Raw genomic sequence first — 18,115 nt, forward strand, 5'->3', positions numbered from 1 at the left:
CACGCGGCGTCGGCTTCAGCAGTCGCAGCCGCAGCACTCACAGCACCCGCAGCAGCCTTCACCGCAGCTCCCGCACTCCCCGCAGCATCCGCAGCAGTCCCCACAGCTCTGGAAGGGCGCCTGGCGGTTCTCGCGGGACCACGGGTCCTGATAGGTGCCGCAGCACATCTGGCACGTACAGGCGAGGCCGAGCCACACGGCGCAGCCGACGAGAGCGCCGCGCCGGTCACGCCGCGGCGGCTCCGGAGGAGGCGGGCCATGGGGACCCGGTCCACCCGGACCCGGGGCGTACGGATTCGGGGCGTGGGGATTCGGGCCGTACGGACTCGGGTTGTACGGACCGGGCGGGCCGTAGGGCCCCGGCTGGTGGGCGCACGTCCCGCCGAACACCCGGTCCACCGACCGCCCCAGCTCGTGCGCCAGCAGTACGTGCGCCAGCTCGCCATTCGTGAATTCCGCGTCCCGCAGCGCCAGCCGCACCCCACGCACCGCGTCGTCGCACAGCCGGCGCGCCTCCGCCAGGCCGGTGCCCGTCGCGGTCAGCGGGTTCCACGCACCCGACGCCGCGTCAGCTTCCAGGTCTTCCACGGCATCCAGCAGATGCGCGAGCCGCCCGAAGAGCCGGCCCGCCTCCGCGAGCGGCGCCGCGTTCTGCGGCCTGCCCGCGAGTACGGCGGTGTGCGCGAAGGCAGCGGCGGTCGCCGTCTCGGCCGGCTCGGTGACCGTGAGGACGGACGTGCCCAGCCCCGCCAGCGCCTCGATCCCGGCCTGCCGGTCCACGGCGTCGACCAGCAGCGCGGTGTCGAAGCCCAGCGACGCGCCCGTCCGCGCGCCCGCCCTGTCCCACCCGGCGGCGAGCCGCCGCGCGGCCGCGGCCACCGGTCTGCGGGCCAACACCCCGTCCCGGTCGGCGACGTGGTCCCGTATCTTCGCCGAGGCCAGGACGAGCGAGACGGCCGCGGCCAGCCTGGCCCCCTCGCCCCGGGCCACGGGCGCGGTACGCATCGCGCGCAGTGGACAGGGCCCCGCCGCACGCCGCCATCCCGTGACGCGCTCGGACTGAGCCTCCGTCAGAACCGAAACGATCAGGCCGTCGTAGTTCGTCACGACCCTCGCGAGCTGCCCGTGGTCACCGCGAAGTGCCAGGCAGAGCCCGCACAGATGGGCCATCCACTCCGTCCTGAGCCCCGCCGAGAGCCGGTGACCGCAGGGCCTGACTATTCCGAACAAGGCGCTCCCCCAGGAGGCGTGAGACGGTGCGGCCCGCATCGTATCGAGGCCGTTTCAGCGTCCCGCGTTCACCCGTCCGTCCCCCTCGTCACCCATGTGGCCCGACGGTCGTATTTTTCACTCTGTCAGCAGCCTGACACAGCAGGGACCTTGACGAACCGCCACAAGTTCTGCACCAGTACCGTCACGAATCCCCTGCGCGGCGACTATCCACTTGGCGCGTAATCCGCATGATGGACGACCATAGGGGGAGCGGTACACAGACCGACCGCGGTGAAAGGAGGCGTCCCATGGGATCGGTGCGCAAGGCCAGTGCCTGGCTCGGGCTCGTCGAGGACAGCGACGACGACCGCTACTACGACGACGAGTACGCCGAGGGAAACAACGAGAGCGCCGAGCCCTGGGTCACGGACCCGCGGGTCAAGGCGGTCTCGGAGCCGTCCGACGACAAGGCCCCCAGAATCGCCACGGTCACCCCGGACGGCTTCCGGGACGCGCGTGGCATCGGGGAGCTTTTCCGGGACGGTGTCCCGGTCATCATGAACCTCACGTCCATGGAGCCCTCCGACGCCAAGCGCATCGTCGACTTCGCAGCCGGCCTGACCTTCGGCCTGCGCGGTTCGATCGAGCGCGTCGCGAACCGGGTGTTCCTGCTGAGCCCCGCCGACACCGAGGTCGTCAGCGGTGAGGCCGCGGGCCGCGACACGAACGGTTTCTTCAACCAGAGCTGATGGGCAGGGCCGCTCACCGTTACCGGAGTTACCGGCATTACCGGGGTTACCGGAAGGCATCCAGGCCGGTGAGCGCCTTGCCCAGCACGAGCTGATGCATTTCGACGGTGCCCTCGTAGGTGAGCACCGATTCGAGGTTCGTCGCGTGCCGCATCACGGGGTACTCCAGCGAGATGCCGTTCGCGCCGAGGATCGTCCTGCTCGTACGGCAGATCTCGATCGCCTCCCGCACATTGTTCAGCTTGCCGAAGCTGACCTGCTCGGGCCGCAGCCGCCCCGCGTCCATACGCTGCCCCAGGTGGTGGGCCAGCAGGATGCCCTTGTGGAGTTCGACCGCCATGTCGGCGAGCTTGGCCTGGGTGAGCTGGAAGCCGCCGATCGGCTTCCCGAACTGCTCGCGGGTCTTCGCGTAGTCGACCGCCGCCTCGAAGCTGGCGCGGGCGGCGCCCATCGCGCCCCACACGATTCCGTACCGCGCGTGACTCAGACAGCTCAGCGGCCCCTTGAGCCCCGTGACGTCGGGCAGTACGGCGTCGGCGGGCAGCCGCACCTCGCCCATGACCAGCTCGCTGGTGACGGAGGCGCGCAGTGACCACTTGTGCTTGATCTCGGGCGCCGAGAAGCCGGGGGCGTCGGTCGGCACGACGAAGCCGCGAATCCCGTCGTCCGTCTGCGCCCACACGACGGCGACACCCGCCACGGACCCATTCGTGATCCACATCTTGCGGCCCGTCAGCACCCAGTCGGTGCCGTCCTTCTTGGCGTACGTCCGCATCCCGGCCGGGTCGGAGCCGTGGTCGGGCTCGGTCAGGCCGAAGCAGCCGATGATCGCGCCGGCGGCCATGCCGGGCAGCCAGCGCTGCTTCTGCTCCTCGGAGCCGAAGCGGTGGATGGCGTACATGGCGAGCGAGCCCTGTACGGAGACCAGGGAGCGGATGCCGGAGTCGGCGGCCTCCAGCTCCAGGCAGGCCAGACCGTACTGGACGGCGGACGCGCCCGCGCAGCCGTAGCCCTCCAGGGACATGCCGAGCGCGCCGATCGAGCCGAGCTCGCGGGCCAGTTCGCGGATGTTGGGCAGTTCCCCGCGCTCGTACCAGTCGGCGATGTACGGCATGACGCGGTCGGCGGCCCAGGTCCGTACGGTCTCGCGGATCGCGAGGTCCTCGGGCGCCAGCAGATCGTCGATGCCGATCGGGTCGCTGGGGTCGAACGGCGGAAGCTTCGAATTTGCGGACATTCCTGGCCCTCCGGCGGCTGCTCGGCTCACGGTGTGCTGCGTCACGTGATGCGTAAAACTAGCAGTGGTAGTTACTGCTCACGGCCGACGTTACGGCTCAGCGCGCGACCCGTCCAGACCCGGCCCGCTCAGCGGGCTCCCGACGCGCCGGGACCTTCACCTGCGGCGAAGGCTCCTGCTTCTTCTCTTCCCGCGCACCGCAGTCCATCAGCCGCGGCAGTCTCAGCGCGGCCAGCGCGCCGAGCAGCAGCAGGCCCGCGCTGACGAAGAGCGTCACATGGAGGCCGTGGACGAAGGCGTGCCGCGCGGTGGAGCGCAGCGCGTCACCGGCGGGTCCGCCGATCCGGTCCGCGATCGTGTACGCCTCGCCGAGCGAGTTCGCCGCGCCCGCGCTCTCCGCCGAGGAGACCCCGGGGACCGAGGCGACGCCGGGCGCGTAGGCGGCGTTCATGACGCTGCCGAGCAGGGCGATGCCCATGCCGGCGCCGAGCTGGTAGGACGTCTCGCCGATGGCGGCGGCGCCGCCCGCGTGCTCGGCCGGGGCCTCGCTCAGCATCGACTCGTACGCCCCGAAGAGCGTGGTCTGGAGCCCGAAGCCGAGCAGCACGAACCCGGTGGTCAGCAGCGCGGGCCGGTCGTGCTGTCCCATCAGGGTCAGTACGAGCACGGCCGCGGCGGTCAGCGCGAAGCCGGAGGAGACCATGACGCGCGGGCCGAGGCGCTGGAGGGTGTACGAGCCGGTGGCGCCGGCCGCCATCGCGGCGAAGGTCAGCGGCAGCAGCCGCAGTCCGGTCTCCAGCGGGCCCAGTTCGAGCACCAGCTGGAGGTACTGGACGGCGATCAGCTGCAGGCCGACGAGCGCCAGCATCGCCAGGACGATGCATCCGACGGAGGTGGAGAAGGCCGCCCTGGCGAACATCGTCACGTCGATGAGCGGCTGCGTCCGCGTCCTCTGCCGCCGTACGAAGAGAACGAGCAGCGCCGAGCCGACGAGCAGCGGCAGCAGCGTCTTCGCGTCGGCGATGCCCTCGCCGCTGCCGATCCGCTTCACCCCGAGGACGACGCCGAGCACGCCGGCCGCGGCCATGAGCGCGCCGAGCACGTCCCATGGGCCCTGTCCGCTCCCCCGGGATTCGGGCAGCAGCCAGCGGCCGGCCGGCAGTATCAGTGCCATCAGCGGGATGTTGATGAGGAAGACCGAGCCCCACCAGAAGTGCTGGATGAGGAAGCCGCCAAGTACCGGGCCGGTGGCGGCGCCTATGGCCGCGACCGCGGTCCAGATGCCGATGGCGACGGCGCGCTCGCGCCGGTCGGGGAAGACCTGGCGGAGGATCGACAGCGTGGCGGGCATGATCATCGCGCCGCCGATGCCGAGCAGGGCGCGGGCCGCGATGAGGACGTGCGGGCTGTCGGCGAAGGCGGCGAGCGCGGACGCGGCGCCGAAGAGTCCGTAACCGAGCAGCAGGATGCGGCGGCGCCCGACGCGGTCGCCGAGCGTGCCGAAGAGGATCAGCAGCGAGGCGCAGACCAGCGGGTAGGCGTCGACGATCCAGAGCAGTTCCATCGCGCCGGGACGCAGGTCCTCGGAGACGGCCGGGACGGCGATGTGCAGGACCGTCGCGTCGAGGGCGACCAGCAGGAGGCTGACGCACAGGACGACCAGCACGGCCCAGCGATTGCCGGCGATCCTCGCGGTCTTCACGGTCTTTGCGTGCGGCCGGTGCCCGGGGGCGCCCGCCGACCGCTGTGTTCCGGCCGTGGTCGTCCCTGACATGTGCGTCCCTCCCAGTGACATCCCTCGCGCTCGGCGGACCGGCGGGACGGCGTTGTCCTACGTCCCTGCGGGCCCGGCATCGACGGGCGAGTGAGCCGTCAGAGTACGCGAGTTCACACGCGTGTCGCGTGGTGCACCTCTCACCAGGGCGGGAGGCGGGTGTGGCGTGCGCCACGTCCGGAGCGGATCGGCCGCGGAGCCGTCGGCGATCTTGAGCGGCTCATGTTGGAGCGGGAAATTCCATGCTGAGTTCCGGTGAACGGAATTCATCGACGCGCATTCACTCTTACGAGCGGCCTCCGAATTAATTGAGCATGAGGGCGCCCCGCTTTCCCGAACGGCCGGGAATTACCCACTCGGTGAGACACACCCCACATCACATCGTCATCACAAAGATGCCGGATGGGCCGGGCTTGTCACTCACTCGCTGTAACGTCGATTCAGTGCGTACCGACCAACTCTTTGCCCGGCTGGACCGGGAAGCGGAGCCGCCCAAGATAGAGATCCCCGGGATGAGCCGTACCCGTACGGCCCTCTTCGGTTCGACGCTGGCGTTCTACATCGCCATCGTCTGGGCTGTGCTGATCACGTCCTGGCTGGTGGCCCTCGACTGGAAGGTCATGCTGTTCCGGCCGTACGAGCAGTGGCCCGAAGTCCATCCCTTCCTGGACTACTTCGTGGTGCTCGGGCAGCGCGGCCCCACCTCCGTCATGGTGGCGGCCTGGCTCGGCTGGCGCTCCTGGCGGCAGCACACGCTGCGCCCCCTGCTGACGCTGGGCGCCTCGCTCCTCCTGCTGAACGTGACGGTGGGCTCGGTCAAGCTCGGCCTCGGCCGCCTCGGCCCGCACTACGCGACGGAGATCGGCTCGGCCGAGATGTTCGCGGGCGGCGATATATTTCCTTCCGGTCACACCGCCAACGCCGTGGTGACGTGGGGAATCCTGGCCTACCTGGCCACCACCCCGCGGGCCAGGCGCTGGCTTTCGGTGCTCTCGGCCCTCGTCGCGCTGGGCGTCGGCGCGACCACCGTCTACCTGGGCACCCACTGGCTGAGCGATGTGCTCCTCGGCTGGGCCGCCGGCCTGCTGATCCTGCTGAGCCTGCCGTGGTTCGAGCCGCTGATCGGGCGCACCGAAGCCTGGATCTTCGCGGTGCGCGAGGCCTGGCGTGCCCGTCGCAAGCTCGGCGCCGCGCAGCCCGCGCCGGCCGGCGGCCGACTGTCCCCGGCCCTCTTCCCGCAGCGCCACCCCACCGCCCCGTACTCGGCCCAGGCCGACACGCCGGCCCGCGAGCCGGTGGGCGCGGGCAGCGGCGGCCGTTCCACGGGCAGCACCAGGACGGCCGGTCACCTCACGCAGCGGCTGACCACCGGGGCGAAGGGCGTCCGCTCGGAGCGGGCGTCGGTCACTCCGGCGGGCAGCCGCCGGGGTCCGCACGCCGACCGTACGGGCGCGGCGCGTCCCGGGACATCGCCCCGGCCGGTGGCCGGCGGCTGACCGCCCGCTGGGCCGCGGGGACGGTACGCACAGGCCTCTCCCCGCAGGCGAAGGCCCCGGTGAACTCCCATGGAGCCGCCGGGGCCTTCGCCGTGTGCGGTCAGCCCTTCCAGCAGCGGATGACGGTGCCGTCCTTGACCTCGAAGTTGAGGCGGCCCTCCAGGTACTCCATGGTGATGATCGAGCCCGGCGGAAGCGCCCTGACGGTGCTCCAGCCTCGCTCGCGGGCCAGCCGCTCCGCGTCGGCGGCGTCGAGTCCGACGTACGCCTCGGGAGCGTCGTCGGGCTGTGCGGAAGGGGTCGGTAGGGATGCCATGAGACTCACCGTAGGCCGCCCGGAACGCGGAAGGAAGTACCGGGGGCCGGAGCTGAGTGTCACCGCCCCAGATACCTCAGCGGTCACACTTGTGTCACAGGATCACGACGGGCGTTTGGCATGAACGCCTTCACCCGAAAGGACAGTTCCGTGCCGCCGGGACCTGAATTGAACAACCTTCGAATGATCACGCAATAACAGGTTCCGAATTCATTCCCGGCTCCCCGCGGGGACGGCCCGCAATTCACCTCGCCCGGCCCCCACGAAATCTGACGCCCCGTAGTCGAATTCACGGTTCCCCCACATAATCCGCGTATGCCCCCTGCCTGCGGGCCACCCAGGTCAAGCCGGCGCCCCTCGGTCCAGAGCACGCGCGAGGAGATCACGGGCCGAACTGATCCCGTCGGTGAGCTCCGGCGGCTCGACGACCTCGAAGTCGAAGCCCATCAGCAGGATGTGAATGACGAGCACATCGAGGCTCGCCGCCCCGGTGCGCAGCAGACAGCTGTGCTCGTCGACGGCTTCCAGTACGCCCGCACTGGGCGAGACCGCCCGCCGCGCCTCCTCCAGAGGCACCAGCAGCCGGACCACAGCCGTCGCGGCGTACGCCCCGGTGGAGACGCCCTTCGAGACGTACGCCGCCAAGTCCTCGGCCGGGGGATCGCGCGGGACGAAGCGCGGGCCGTGCGGGGGCGTCGGGGTGATCCGGTCCGCCCGGAACGTACGCCAGTCGGAGCGGTCCAGGTCCCAGGCGACGAGGTACCAGCGGCGCTCGGTGCACACCAGGCGGTGCGGCTCGACGGTCCGTCGGGAGGAACTGCCGCCGTGGTCGCGGTACTCGAAGCGCAGCCGCTCGCTGTCCCGGCAGGCGTTGGCCAGCTCGGTCAGGACCGAGGCGTCGACGGTGGACGCCTCGGGGCCGCGCAGCATGGGGACGGTGAAGGCGTTGAGCGTGCCGACGCGGCGGCGCAGCCGGTTCGGCAGCACCTGTTCGAGCTTGGCCAGCGCGCGTACGGACGTCTCGCCGATGCCCTCGATGCCCTGTCCGGCGGCGGTACGCAGGCCGACCGCGACGGCGACGGCCTCCTCGTCGTCGAGCAGCAGCGGCGGCAGTTCGGCTCCCGCGCCGAGCTGGTAGCCGCCGCCGGTGCCGGGGCTGGCGTTGACGGGGTAGCCGAGTTCGCGCAGCCGGTCGACGTCGCGGCGCACGGTGCGCGGGGTGACGCCGAGCCGCTGGGCCAGGTCGGGCCCGGACCATTCGCGGTGGGCCTGGAGCAGCGAGAGCAGGCGCAGCAGACGTGCGGAGGTCTCCAACATGGGGGCGAGTCTGCCAGGGCTTGAGGACAGGTACGGTCCTCAAGCCCTGGCGGCCCTCCTCATTTATTTAAGGGTGTCGAGCCGCACGCTGAGGTCGTTGTCGACGGTGAAGTACGGGTACGCCGTCGTCGGCCGGGTCACCCTCGGCCCCTCTACCGGCCGCACCGGATAGCGGAAGACGCCCTTCTTGTCCCAGACGTCGTCCAGGATGCGCCCCACCCGTATCCCGGCCGCCTGCCCCGGCTCCGCCTCCGCCGGGCACAGCCACAGGTCCCACAGCCGCTGCTCGTCGCCGCGCCCCTCGGCCAGCGGCTCGTACTCCAGCGTGAAGGTGAACGTGCCGTCCTCCCGGAGGGTCACCGGTACCCGGTGCACGTCCTTCTTCGCGCCGCGCAGCCTGGCCTCGAGGACCGCGCCCCCACCGAGCCCGGTCCCGGCCCCGTACAGCCGCCCCTCCAGCGTCATCGCCCCCTGCGCGAACGTGATGGTCCCGGCCTCCGCGTGCGGCGCGCGCAGCCAGCTGCGCACCGCGAGCTTGCCGTCGGCCGTCGGATAGGGGATGCGTACGGCGACCTGCGCGCGCCCGGGGTCCGGGGCGCGGTCGACGAGCGAGCGCAGGTCCCTGATGCCGGGCTCGATGCGCTGTTCCCCGGTCTCGTCCCCGTGGGCGGTGAACGCGTCCCAACGGCCCTCCGCCAGCTCGACCGTGCTCGGCAGCACGGCACGCGAGCGGTCGTGCCCGGTGGGCGTGAGCGGCAGCCGCATGACGTCCGCGGCCGTCTTCCCGCCGCGCCGCCGCAGTACGAGCACCGCGCCGGGCGACGCGTCACCCACGATGTCGAAGGTGACGCCGCCCGCGGAGTCCGCGATGCAGTCGGCGCGGGGCGGCTCCGTGCGGGTCGAGGTGCTGGTCATGCGGTCTGCCCTTTCCGGAGCACGGAGGCGGCCTTGTAGCGGAGGGAGTACGCCCCGTCGAAGACCGCTCCCCGTGAGCGGTACAGCGCGTTCTGGACCCGGCTGCGCGAGCGGCTGTTGGCGCCGCGCGAGAGGAGTCCGGTGAACAGCGCCTCATGGCGCTCGGCGATGTGCCCCGGATCGAAGCGGGCCGAGCTGTCGAGCGCGGCCGCTCCCATGGCGCGCCGCAGCTCGTCGTCGTTGATCAGCCCGAGGAGGGCGTCGGCGACCGCGTCGGAGTCCCCCACCGGTACCAGCCGCCCGTCGGATCCCTCATCGATGATCTCGCGCGGCCCGTGCGGGCAGTCCGTGGAGACCACCGGCAGCCCCGAGCGCATCGCTTCGACGATGGTCATGCCGAAGGACTCGTGGCTGGAGGTGACCGCCGCTATCGAGCCCTTGACCCACTCGGGCTCGATGGGGTTGGCCGGTCCCATCAGGAAGACGTGGTTGTGCAGCCCGAGTTCGCTGATGAGGGCGTGCAGGGCCTTCTTCTCGTTGCCGCTCGCGTCGCCGCTGCCGTATATGCGCAGCCGCCAGTCGGGGCGGGCGGCGACGACCTTCGCGAAGGCCTCGATCAGCAGGTCGTACCGCTTGACCTTGGTGAGCCGGCCGGCCGCGACGACCCATTTGGCGCTGGAGTCGGCCGGCGCGATGAGGGGCGCGGGCACGCTGTTCGGCACAGCCTCGACGCGTACACCGGGCAGCTTGAGCCGGGTTCGGTAGTCCTGGGCGTCGGCCTCGGTGACGGTGGTGATGGCATCGAGCAGGCCGTAACGGTGGCTCAGTTCGCGGCGCAGCCGGTAGCCGTGCCCGGCGAGGGTGAGGTGCTCCTGGCCGACTCGCACGGGGCCGCGCCTGGTCTGCCGGGTGATGTGCACGTTGAGTCCGGGGCGGGTGCCGACGACGACGTCCGCCTCCGTGGACTTCAGGTGCGTGGCGATACGGGCGTCGGTGAGCCGGCTGTACTGCTTGTGGCGCCCGTCGCCGACCGGGAACACCTTTGCCGGCTGCGTGAACCGCTCGTCGTCGCCGTCGTATCCGTGACTCTTCTTGCGCAGGTCGACCAGATAGTCCAGCCGTACCCCGGCGGGGGCGCCCATCGCGGGCTCGTCACGGTGGCGGAAGGCCGAGACGATCTCGACGTCGTGCTGCTCGGCCAGCGCCTGGGCGAGGTTGAAGGTCGTACGGATCGTGCCGCCGATGCCGTACGCGTTGTGGAGCAGGAAAGAGATGTGCATACGCCGACGCGACCCCCAGATCTTCCGCGGACGTGGTCTCTGTCCGCTTGCTTTCAGAAATGGACTGTACTGGTCGCAAACCGATCACCCCGGCTCGCATCGAATCGTTCCAATACGGTTGTGACATCGATAGCGCGAGCGGAGCAACCAAACTGCCGTTCTACGCATCAGGGCCGGTAGGGAAGTTGCGGAACGGTGAAGCAGTTGCCGTTCATGTCCCCGCCCTGCGTCACCCACCCCGCCCCGTCCCGCCACCGCGCCACCGACAGGCACGTGCGCCTGGTCTCGGGCGGCTCGGCCAGTCGCCTGAACGACACGGGAAGCAGCAGTCCGCGTGCGGTGTACGGCTCTTCGCGGTTCAGGTACGCCTCGACGCACGCGCGCGTGAGCTGCCGCCCGCACGACTTCGCCGCGTCCGCGAACCACATGGCGGCCGCCCAGCCCTCCAACTGCCACTGGGACAGCGGCCGGTCCTTGTTCTTCTCCCCCATCGCCTCCCGGAACTCCCGTACGGCCGGATGGCCTGCGTCCTCGTAGTTGCGGCTGGCCCCGGTGACCCACAGGGCGTTGCGGCAGCGTGGCGCGTTCCTGAAGTCCCGCGGAACGGCGGACGACCAGTTCTGCACATTGGTGACCTTCGCGGTGACCTCCACGCCCACGGCGTCCATCGCCTCGCACAGCTGGGCGTTGCCGTGCGTGTCCATCGCGTCGAAGACCAGGTCGACCCCCTGGTCCTTGAGGTCCGCCGCCACCGCCCGGAAGTTGGGCAGCGCGAAGTCCACCTGTTCGGTGACGACCCGGTAGCCCTCGTCCTTCAGCCCCTTGATGATCAGCCGGGCGTACGCCGCCGACGAGGCCTGGTTGTAGGCGACCACGGCGGCGGTGCGCGCGCCCTGCTCGCGCTTGAAGTAGCGGTAGACCTCGGTGCCGCCGTAGAGCGTGCCGTTCCAGCCCGGCTTCCCGCCGGTGCGCGGGGCATCACTGCCGTAGATCCCGTACAGGTGCGGGTAGGTGTCGTACGCCGGACCGATCGGCTGGCCACCGATGTCGGGGACGCCCGCGGCGGCGACCCGGGGCGCGCCCGCGTACTCCAGGGCGGTCGTCGCGACCAGCGCGAAGACCTTCCGCTCGTCGAGGAGCTTGTGCACGCAGTCGTTGTTGCCGACGCCGCTGCCGCCGTCGTCGCAGGTGAACACCTCGACCTTGCGGCCGTCGATGCCGCCGTCCGCGTTGAGTGCGTCGAAGTACGCCCGGGCGCCCTCCCCGGGCCCGCTGAAGGCCGAGCCGCCGACCGGGCTGGTGGCACTGCTGATGATGCCGATACGTACCGGCTCGGCCTCCCGTGCGGGCGGCGGGGCGCTCCGGCGGCCCTCGAAGTCACTCTCGGGCAGCCGGCTGCCGCAGGCGGCGCTCAGCAGGAGGAACGCCGCGAGCAGCAGGCTTTCAGCAGCCCGGCACAGCCGGCGCATTGCCGCTGAGCTGGACCAGCGCACACAGGGTCTTGACGGAGACCTTCCACACGTCGTCCTGGAGGACCGAGGTGCCCTTGCTGTTGGGCACGGCCGGCTGTCCGCCGACGAGCAGGTCGTACGTCACATCCGCCTCGGTGGCGGAGGTGAACTTCACGTCGGTGACTTTCGCGGAGGACCTGGCGGCGTTCGGGTCATTGGCGAAGGCCGTCAGCACGCGCCGCATCTGCTCGCCGTTCTGGAGCACCCTGACCTTGTCGTCCGTCGACGCCTTGGGGTCGAAGAACGTCCTCCAGTTCTTCTCGACCGCCGACCTGGCCGCGGTGAGGTCGCTGGGCTGGTTCTTGTCCGGGGTCACCGGAGGGCTGGTGGCCGGGGAACGCGCCGGCGCCTCTGGCGCGCCGTTGTCGTCACCGCAGGCCGCGGCGGCCGGTACCAGTATCAGCACTGCGGCGGCCGCCCATGCCGCAGTACGAGGGTGTCTGCCGAGGACCATCTGGCTCACCACCGGGTGTCCGACCGGGCCGTTCGCCCGATGCTTCCAGGGTCTGTCGCTTCAGGGCATAGTGCAACGTATCCGCCGCCAAGGACAGGCTCGTACCGACCCGTGAAGTCCTCGAGGGGGTCCCCGTGCCAAGGACGCGACCGCGCGACAGGCCACTGCTGTGGGCCGGCCTGACGGCCCTGGTCTGCGGTGCGGTGCTCTGCGTGATCGGCTGGTACGCGATCTCCGGCGAGCGCTTCGCCGAACGGCAGCTCCCGTACATCGCCTCCTGCACGGTGCCCGGCGCGGCGCTGATCGTCGCCGGCGCGGTGCTCCTCGCACGCGGCGACCGGGAGCCGGCGCCCACGGAGGAGGACACCGGCGGGGCGGAGCCGGTGGAAGTGTCCACGCCGCCGTCCCCGTCCGCCGAGGGCCCGCTGCTCCGAGTTCCCGGCGGGACACTCCTCCACCGGCCCGACTGCCCGCTCGTCACCGGCAAACCGGACGCCGCGCCACCGGAAGACCCGTCCGGCCTGAACCCCTGCCCCGTCTGCGAACCCCCTGCCCCCGAACCCCCCGCCGCCGAGGCCTGACACCGTGTCGTCTCTCACGTACGACCTCACGCTGGCGGGGCTCGCCGCCGGCAGCGCGGCGGCGCTCACCGGCATCGGACTGATCGTCACCTACCGGGCGACCGGCGTACTGAACCTGGCGCACGGCGCGATCGCCATGGTGTGCGCGTACGTGCTGCGCCAACTGGCGGTGGAATGGCACTGGCCGCTGCCCCTGGCGGCCGCCGTGACGCTGGTGGTCGTGGCACCCGGCCTCGGACTGCTCCTCGACCGGGCGGTGTTCCGGCCCCTGGCGGTCCTCGGCAGCGGTCCGGCGCAGACCCTGGTCGCGTCCATCGGCGTGTTCGTCCTGCTCGTCGGGGGCGCGGCGCTGGTGTGGGGCACCGGAGCCCGCGCGGACGCGCCCGTGCTGCTGGCCGGCGATCCCTGGGCGCAGCTGGCGACGGTAGTGGTACTGGCGGCCCTGGTGGACGCGGTGACCCGGTGGACGCGCTTCGGGCGCGAGCTGCGGGCGGTCGTCGACAACCGTCCGCTGGCCGCGCTGGGCGGGACGAACACGGACCGGGTCGCGGCGGCGGGCTGGGCGTTCGGCTCGTTCACGGCGGGCCTGACGGGCGTACTCCTGGCCCCGTACGTACGCCTGGACCCGTACGGTCTCCCCCTGCTCGTCGTCGAAGTGATCGCGGTGGCGGTGGTGGCGCGCATGCGGAGCCTGCCCGTCGCGGTGGGCGCGGCACTGGCGATCGGTGTCGCGCAGGCGCAACTGACGCGGGTGCACCCGCCGGCCGCCTGGGCCGAGCCGCTCGTCCAGGCGATCGGCGCGAACCTCTTCGTGGTGGCCCTGCTGATCGCGGCCCTGGCGGTGCCCACCACGGACGCCCGCGACGCGCTCCCCCGCCCTCCGGTGCCCGTCCTGCCGGCCGCACCGCCGGTCGCGTGGCTGGTGGCGGGGGTCCTCTTCCTCCTCCCTCTCGGCTTCGCGGGCTCGGATCTCCACACGTCCATCCAGGTCCCCGCACTGGCGGTGATCCTCCTCTCGCTGGTGGTCGTGACGGGCCGGGGCGGCCAGATCTCGCTGGGCCAGGCGGCGTACGCGGGCCTCGGCGCCCTCTTCACCGCCCTCCTGGCGGCGGGCCGCTTCCCCGGCCTGCCCGCCATGCCGGAACTCCCGGCCCTGGCCGTGGCGGTGGTGCTGGTGGCCCCGCTGGGCGTACTCCTCGGCTGGCCTGCGATCGGCCGCCGGGGCCTCGCACTGGCCCTGACCACACTGGCGTTCGGCGTCGCGGTGAGCCGCTTCGTCTTCGCGCAGCCGTACGCGACGTCCGGCCTCGGCCTGGCCCGCCCGGCCGGCTTCCATTCCGACCGCGTGTACTACGCCCTGGAACTGGCCCTGCTGGCCACCGCCCTGCTGGCCGTGGCCGCGCTGCGCCGGGGCCGCGCGGGCCGCGCGCTGGCGGCGATGCGCGACCACGAGACGGGCGCCTCGGCGGCGGGCGTTCCCGTCCCCACCCTGAAGCTCCTCACCTTCGTCACGGGCGCGGCGCTGGCCGCGCTGGGCGGCGGCATGCTGGGGATGGGCCTGCGCGCGTTCGACCCGGCGGCGTACGACCCGGTGCGCGCACTGCTGTGGTTCGCGGCGGTAGTGGTCCTGGGCGCCGACAACCTCCTGGGCGCGTGCGCGGCGGCGGCGCTGCTGGTGGGCCTGGACGCGGGGGCGCGGGGCGGCGCGGCGGCGGCGGTGATCGGCGTACTGGCGGTACTGCTGGGCCGCTATCCGCCGGCGGCAAGGCTTCCCGCAACGCGCCACCTTCCAGCCCCTCCGGCGTTTGAGGAGCGGGGTCTGGGGCGGAGCCCCAGTTCGGGAAGGGGCGGGTCGGGGAAAGTCCCGCGCAGCGGCACCAGAGCGGCCGCACCCCTCACCGCCCACGCCCTACGCCTCACCTACGGCGCGTACACCGCCCTGGACGGCGTAGACATCACCATCGAACCCGGCAGGGTGACCGCACTGATCGGCCCCAACGGAGCCGGCAAGAGCACCCTCTTCCACTGCCTGGCCGGCACCCTCCGCCCGGACTCCGGCCGCGTGGAGCTGAACGGCGCGGACATCACCCACACACCCCCGCACACCCGCACCCGCCTCGGCATCGCCCGTACCTTGCAGGACCTCGCCGTCTTCCCCTCCCTCACCGTCGAGGAGAACATCGCGCTCGGCGCCGAACAGGGCCACGTACGGACCGACCCCACCGCCCTGGAGTCCGTACTGCGCCTCCTGGACCTCGCGGGCCCCGTCCGCCACCACCCCGCAGCCGCCCTCCCCACCGGAACCCTGCGCCGCGTAGAGCTGGGCAGGGCGCTCGCGGGCCGCCCGCACACCCTCCTGCTCGACGAGCCCGCCGCCGGGCTCGACACGGCAGAGGCACAGCGACTGGCCCGGATCATGGCCGCGCTCGCGGCCGACGGCATGGCCGTGCTCGTCGTCGAGCACGACCTCGACCTGGTCGCGGACATCGCCCACACCGTGCACACCATGACGGCCGGACGCATCGAGGCAGCGGCCCCATGACCAACGCCATGGAACTGCGCCGCGCCCGCGTCCGCTACGGCCCCCTGGAGGCCCTCCACGGAGTGGACCTCCCCGTACCGGCGGGCGGCTCCCCGACCGTCCTCCTCGGCCGCAACGGCTCCGGCCGTACGACCGTCCTGCGCGCCCTCGCCGGAACCGTGCCCCTGGCCTCGGGCCAGGTCCTCTGGTACGGCAGGGACATCACCCGCCTGCGCCCCCACGACCGCGCCCGCCACGGCCTGTGCTTCGTACCGGACAGGCACGCCGTGTACGCGTCCCTCACCGTCGCGGAGAACCTGGAACTGGCGCTCCCTTCACCCGAAGGGGACATCGCACCGGCCCTCACCGCCTACCCGGCCCTGCGCGCCCTGCTCCCCCACCGCGCGGGCACCCTCTCCGGCGGCGAGCAGCGCATGCTGGCGGTCTCCCGCGCCTTCCTGTCCCGCGCCCGCGTGGTGCTCCTCGACGAACCCACCCAGGGCATGTCCCGGCCCGTGGCGGCCCGTACGTACGAACTGCTCGCCGCACTGGCACCGGCCACCACAGTCGTGACGGCGGAACAGAGAATGCCGCCCGCCCTGCTGAGCCGGACGACGACAGGCCCCGTCTTCGTGCATGAACTGCGCCGCGGCGCGGTGGTCTTCAGCGGAGAGGCATCAGAACTGCACCACGGCCCTACCCCTTCTTCGCAGCCGGAAGGACCAGCATGACGCCGGTGCGGATCCGGTCCGGGTCGCGGCCGATCACCAACGCGTTGGCCCGGTGGAGCGCCTTCCAGCCGCCCTTGACGCGATAGCGGCGGGCGATCGAGGCGAGCGTGTCCCCGGATTTCACGAAGTGGACCCGGCCGAAGAGCTTGTAGCGCTTGGAGCAGACGGGCCACGCCTTCCATCCCTGGGTGGCGAGCACCCTCTCCGCGACCTTGATCTGCTGCGCCCGGGTGGCGAGGTCGGCGCGCGGGGCGTACGCGAGCCCGCCGTGCTCCGCCCACGTCGCCTGCCAGAACTGCAGTCCGCCGTAGTAGCCGTTGCCGGTGTTGATGTGCCAGTCGCCGCTGCTCTCGCACTCGGCGAGGCAGTTCCAGGGCCACTCGGTGGCCGCGCAAGCACCGGCCGGCGGCGGTGGCGTGGCCCGCGCGCCCGCCGGACACAGAGCCAGCAGTACGGCGAGCAGGGCGACCGGCACGTAACGGGACCGACGGGATCGCGGCAGCGTGGGCATCGCGCCACGCTAGGCAGGCGCCCGGGCATCGGCTCACCTGCCGCGCGGCGGACCGGAAGAGCCCCACCCGGTCGGCCGACGGGGCAACGCCTGGGTCGCCCGTGCCGTTCGGTTCGATTCCGTTCCCTTCTTCGCGTGACCCCGGCCGCAGATCACCCGTTGTCTTCTTGACGAGCCGGGAACCACCCGGCACCCGCACCGAGTCCGAGGAGTCCCCCGTGCCGCGCATGCTCGACGTCAGCGACGACGTACGCGCCGAGATCGGCAACGAAGAAGCCGACCGGCTGCTCGCCGGCGAGAACGCCCCGGGCAGCTACGACTGCACCTCCTGCCGTACCCAGGGCGACTCAGAACTGGAACGCACGAGCACCGTGCTGTTCGTCGGAGACGAAACCGCTGTGCTCGCGTTCGCCCATGCCACCTGCATCCCCTCGCAGGTCGTCCGCGTGGCCGAGGAACAGCTCCAGGGCGCCGTACGCAGCATCACCGGCGGAGCCTCCGACCTCCCCGGTGCCGAGGAGTACGGCGGCTCGCCCGGCCAGGCCGTGCTCGGGATCACCAGCGGCCTCGTACTGATCGACGGCGAGCTGCACCCTGCCCTGGTCGTCGAGCCGACCGGGCCCGTGACCCGCCCCGGCTCCGACGGCACCACCGACGAGTTCCTGCCGCTCGTCACCGAGCAGGGCTTCCAGCCGGTCAAGGACATGGACGAGGTGCCCGCCGCGCTGCCCGGCTGGTCTGTCCTGCTCGCCATGGGCCAGCTGCACGCCGTACTCCAGCCCGGCACCAGCGGCGGAAACCCGGTCTCCTGGTGGCAGGCCCACCAGCCGCTCCAGGTCACCGACGGCTGGCGGACGGCGGCCAACAAGTCGAGCACCGTCCTCGTCTACACCGCGCCCGCCGGCTCGATCGGCCAGCAGCCGCGCGAGGACCTGCTGCGCAACGCGCTGGAGCGGGCCGCCACCCGTGGCGTTCTGGCGGCCGCCGCCATGCCGCTGGCCGGCACCTGACGGGCACGGGCCCGCACGACCGGTCCATGCGCGCCGCTTACCCCGGCCGAGCAGGGAATTCCCTGCTCGGCCCGCATCCGTCGGGCGCTGGGGTCGTTGGCACATACGTGCACTCATACGACCCCTCACGCCATCAGCCGTACCAGAGCCCGATCCCCGCGATGCGCCCCTCGCGGGAATCCAGGGCCGAGCCCTCGCACACGCCGATCTACGACGCGCTCTACTCGGAGTACCGCAGGTCCTTCCGGGCACTGCCCGGCGACCGCACCGGCGAGGAGGAACTGGGGTTCACGGGCTTCGCCCAGGGGGCGCGCCACAGCGAGGGTCCCGGCCACACGAGTCACACCGGCCACGGAACGCACGGCTCGCACACCGGCTTCTGGCGCGTCACGAGCAGCGACAGCGACAGCGCCACGAACAGCAACGGGCGGCAGCACACCGGGAATCACTTCCCGGCCGCGCTGCCGCCCGCTCCCCGTCAGGGGTTCTAGGCCCGCTTA

General features: G+C 71.9%; 17 protein-coding genes. 7 read left to right on the plus strand and 10 right to left on the minus strand.

All coding sequences use genetic code 11. The annotated features are described in order from the left end of the window. Positions 1 to 15: 15 nt before the first annotated feature. Positions 16 to 1,230, minus strand: coding sequence for a DUF5685 family protein (locus J7E96_RS17845; RefSeq protein ID WP_215132614.1), 1,215 nt, complete (start codon positions 1,228 to 1,230; stop codon positions 16 to 18). 290 nt (positions 1,231 to 1,520) lie between these two features. On the opposite strand from J7E96_RS17845, the gene J7E96_RS17850 reads away from it, so the two are divergent. Continuing rightward, entirely contained in the window at positions 1,521 to 1,961 is a 441-nt protein-coding gene (locus tag J7E96_RS17850; protein WP_215132615.1) for a cell division protein SepF, read from the plus strand. 46 nt (positions 1,962 to 2,007) lie between these two features. Here J7E96_RS17850 and J7E96_RS17855 read toward each other — a convergent pair whose 3' ends face one another. Next, positions 2,008 to 3,198, minus strand: a complete 1,191-nt coding sequence (locus tag J7E96_RS17855) for an acyl-CoA dehydrogenase family protein (protein ID WP_215132616.1) — start codon at positions 3,196 to 3,198, stop codon at positions 2,008 to 2,010. A 97-nt stretch (positions 3,199 to 3,295) separates the two neighbouring features. Beyond that, entirely contained in the window at positions 3,296 to 4,972 is a 1,677-nt protein-coding gene (locus tag J7E96_RS17860) for an MFS transporter (protein WP_215132617.1), read from the minus strand. A gap of 443 nt (positions 4,973 to 5,415) precedes the next feature. Here J7E96_RS17860 and J7E96_RS17865 point away from each other — a divergent pair, with 443 nt between their 5' ends. Continuing rightward, the gene (locus J7E96_RS17865) at positions 5,416 to 6,468 is read left to right on the plus strand and encodes a phosphatase PAP2 family protein (RefSeq protein WP_215132618.1); all 1,053 of its coding nucleotides are present in this window, start codon (positions 5,416 to 5,418) and stop codon (positions 6,466 to 6,468) included. Positions 6,469 to 6,568: 100 nt separating this feature from the next. Here J7E96_RS17865 and J7E96_RS17870 read toward each other — a convergent pair whose 3' ends face one another. The 6 genes from J7E96_RS17870 to J7E96_RS17895 form a co-directional block, all read right to left on the minus strand. Then, positions 6,569 to 6,784 (minus strand): I78 family peptidase inhibitor, encoded by a 216-nt coding sequence (locus tag J7E96_RS17870; RefSeq protein ID WP_215132619.1) that lies wholly within the window; start codon positions 6,782 to 6,784, stop codon positions 6,569 to 6,571. A gap of 342 nt (positions 6,785 to 7,126) precedes the next feature. Further along, positions 7,127 to 8,101, minus strand: coding sequence for a YafY family protein (locus J7E96_RS17875; protein ID WP_215132620.1), 975 nt, complete (start codon positions 8,099 to 8,101; stop codon positions 7,127 to 7,129). A 63-nt stretch (positions 8,102 to 8,164) separates the two neighbouring features. Then, positions 8,165 to 9,016: a hypothetical protein gene (locus J7E96_RS17880; protein ID WP_215132621.1), complete on the minus strand. Its 852-nt coding sequence runs from the start codon at positions 9,014 to 9,016 to the stop codon at positions 8,165 to 8,167. Next, positions 9,013 to 10,296 carry a glycosyltransferase family 4 protein gene (locus tag J7E96_RS17885; RefSeq protein ID WP_215132622.1) on the minus strand — a complete coding sequence of 428 codons (1,284 nt, stop codon included), beginning with the start codon at positions 10,294 to 10,296 and terminating at the stop codon, positions 9,013 to 9,015. Before J7E96_RS17885 ends, J7E96_RS17880 begins: the two co-directional genes overlap by 4 nt. Positions 10,297 to 10,463: 167 nt before the next feature. Next, entirely contained in the window at positions 10,464 to 11,765 is a 1,302-nt protein-coding gene (locus J7E96_RS17890) for an ABC transporter substrate-binding protein (protein WP_215132623.1), read from the minus strand. Further along, on the minus strand, positions 11,740 to 12,261 hold the full coding sequence (locus J7E96_RS17895; RefSeq protein WP_251070030.1) for a hypothetical protein: 522 nt from the start codon (positions 12,259 to 12,261) through the stop codon (positions 11,740 to 11,742). The genes J7E96_RS17890 and J7E96_RS17895 overlap by 26 nt, the downstream gene beginning before the upstream one ends. A gap of 134 nt (positions 12,262 to 12,395) precedes the next feature. Between J7E96_RS17895 and J7E96_RS17900 the strand changes: the two genes are divergently transcribed. Genes J7E96_RS17900 through J7E96_RS17910 form a run of 3 tightly spaced genes read left to right on the plus strand, consistent with a single transcriptional unit; the run spans position 12,396 to position 16,094 of the window. After that, positions 12,396 to 12,842: a hypothetical protein gene (locus tag J7E96_RS17900; RefSeq protein ID WP_215132625.1), complete on the plus strand. Its 447-nt coding sequence runs from the start codon at positions 12,396 to 12,398 to the stop codon at positions 12,840 to 12,842. 4 nt (positions 12,843 to 12,846) lie between these two features. Then, positions 12,847 to 15,384, plus strand: a complete 2,538-nt coding sequence (locus J7E96_RS17905; protein ID WP_215132626.1) for an ATP-binding cassette domain-containing protein — start codon at positions 12,847 to 12,849, stop codon at positions 15,382 to 15,384. Continuing rightward, positions 15,381 to 16,094, plus strand: coding sequence for an ATP-binding cassette domain-containing protein (locus J7E96_RS17910; RefSeq protein WP_215132627.1), 714 nt, complete (start codon positions 15,381 to 15,383; stop codon positions 16,092 to 16,094). The genes J7E96_RS17905 and J7E96_RS17910 overlap by 4 nt, the downstream gene beginning before the upstream one ends. Here J7E96_RS17910 and J7E96_RS17915 read toward each other — a convergent pair. Then, entirely contained in the window at positions 16,060 to 16,605 is a 546-nt protein-coding gene (locus tag J7E96_RS17915) for a transglycosylase family protein (protein WP_215132628.1), read from the minus strand. The genes J7E96_RS17910 and J7E96_RS17915 overlap by 35 nt on opposite strands. A 218-nt stretch (positions 16,606 to 16,823) precedes the next feature. Here J7E96_RS17915 and J7E96_RS17920 point away from each other — a divergent pair, with 218 nt between their 5' ends. Together J7E96_RS17920 and J7E96_RS17925 are read left to right on the plus strand one after the other, a co-directional pair. After that, complete coding sequence (locus J7E96_RS17920) at positions 16,824 to 17,615, plus strand: hypothetical protein (protein ID WP_215132629.1); 792 nt, start codon at positions 16,824 to 16,826, stop codon at positions 17,613 to 17,615. A 161-nt stretch (positions 17,616 to 17,776) separates the two neighbouring features. Continuing rightward, positions 17,777 to 18,106: a hypothetical protein gene (locus tag J7E96_RS17925; RefSeq protein WP_251070031.1), complete on the plus strand. Its 330-nt coding sequence runs from the start codon at positions 17,777 to 17,779 to the stop codon at positions 18,104 to 18,106. Positions 18,107 to 18,115: the final 9 nt, after the last annotated feature.

It is taken from the genome of Streptomyces sp. ISL-96, assembly GCF_018614035.1.
Classification (GTDB): Bacteria; Actinomycetota; Actinomycetes; order Streptomycetales; family Streptomycetaceae; genus Streptomyces.

What these genes read in the sequence shown, in the direction of transcription:
- J7E96_RS17890 (WP_215132623.1), bottom strand. Translation starts at nt 11,765, where the DNA reads ATGCGCCGGCTGTGCCGGGCTGCTGAAAGCCTGCTGCTCGCGGCGTTC.
- J7E96_RS17880 (WP_215132621.1), bottom strand. Translation starts at nt 9,016, where the DNA reads ATGACCAGCACCTCGACCCGCACGGAGCCGCCCCGCGCCGACTGCATC.
- J7E96_RS17885 (WP_215132622.1), bottom strand. Translation starts at nt 10,296, where the DNA reads ATGCACATCTCTTTCCTGCTCCACAACGCGTACGGCATCGGCGGCACG.
- J7E96_RS17870 (WP_215132619.1), bottom strand. Translation starts at nt 6,784, where the DNA reads ATGGCATCCCTACCGACCCCTTCCGCACAGCCCGACGACGCTCCCGAG.
- J7E96_RS17925 (WP_251070031.1), top strand. Translation starts at nt 17,777, where the DNA reads ATGCGCCCCTCGCGGGAATCCAGGGCCGAGCCCTCGCACACGCCGATC.
- J7E96_RS17895 (WP_251070030.1), bottom strand. Translation starts at nt 12,261, where the DNA reads ATGGTCCTCGGCAGACACCCTCGTACTGCGGCATGGGCGGCCGCCGCA.
- J7E96_RS17915 (WP_215132628.1), bottom strand. Translation starts at nt 16,605, where the DNA reads ATGCCCACGCTGCCGCGATCCCGTCGGTCCCGTTACGTGCCGGTCGCC.
- J7E96_RS17855 (WP_215132616.1), bottom strand. Translation starts at nt 3,198, where the DNA reads ATGTCCGCAAATTCGAAGCTTCCGCCGTTCGACCCCAGCGACCCGATC.
- J7E96_RS17910 (WP_215132627.1), top strand. Translation starts at nt 15,381, where the DNA reads ATGACCAACGCCATGGAACTGCGCCGCGCCCGCGTCCGCTACGGCCCC.
- J7E96_RS17860 (WP_215132617.1), bottom strand. Translation starts at nt 4,972, where the DNA reads ATGTCAGGGACGACCACGGCCGGAACACAGCGGTCGGCGGGCGCCCCC.
- J7E96_RS17850 (WP_215132615.1), top strand. Translation starts at nt 1,521, where the DNA reads ATGGGATCGGTGCGCAAGGCCAGTGCCTGGCTCGGGCTCGTCGAGGAC.
- J7E96_RS17875 (WP_215132620.1), bottom strand. Translation starts at nt 8,101, where the DNA reads ATGTTGGAGACCTCCGCACGTCTGCTGCGCCTGCTCTCGCTGCTCCAG.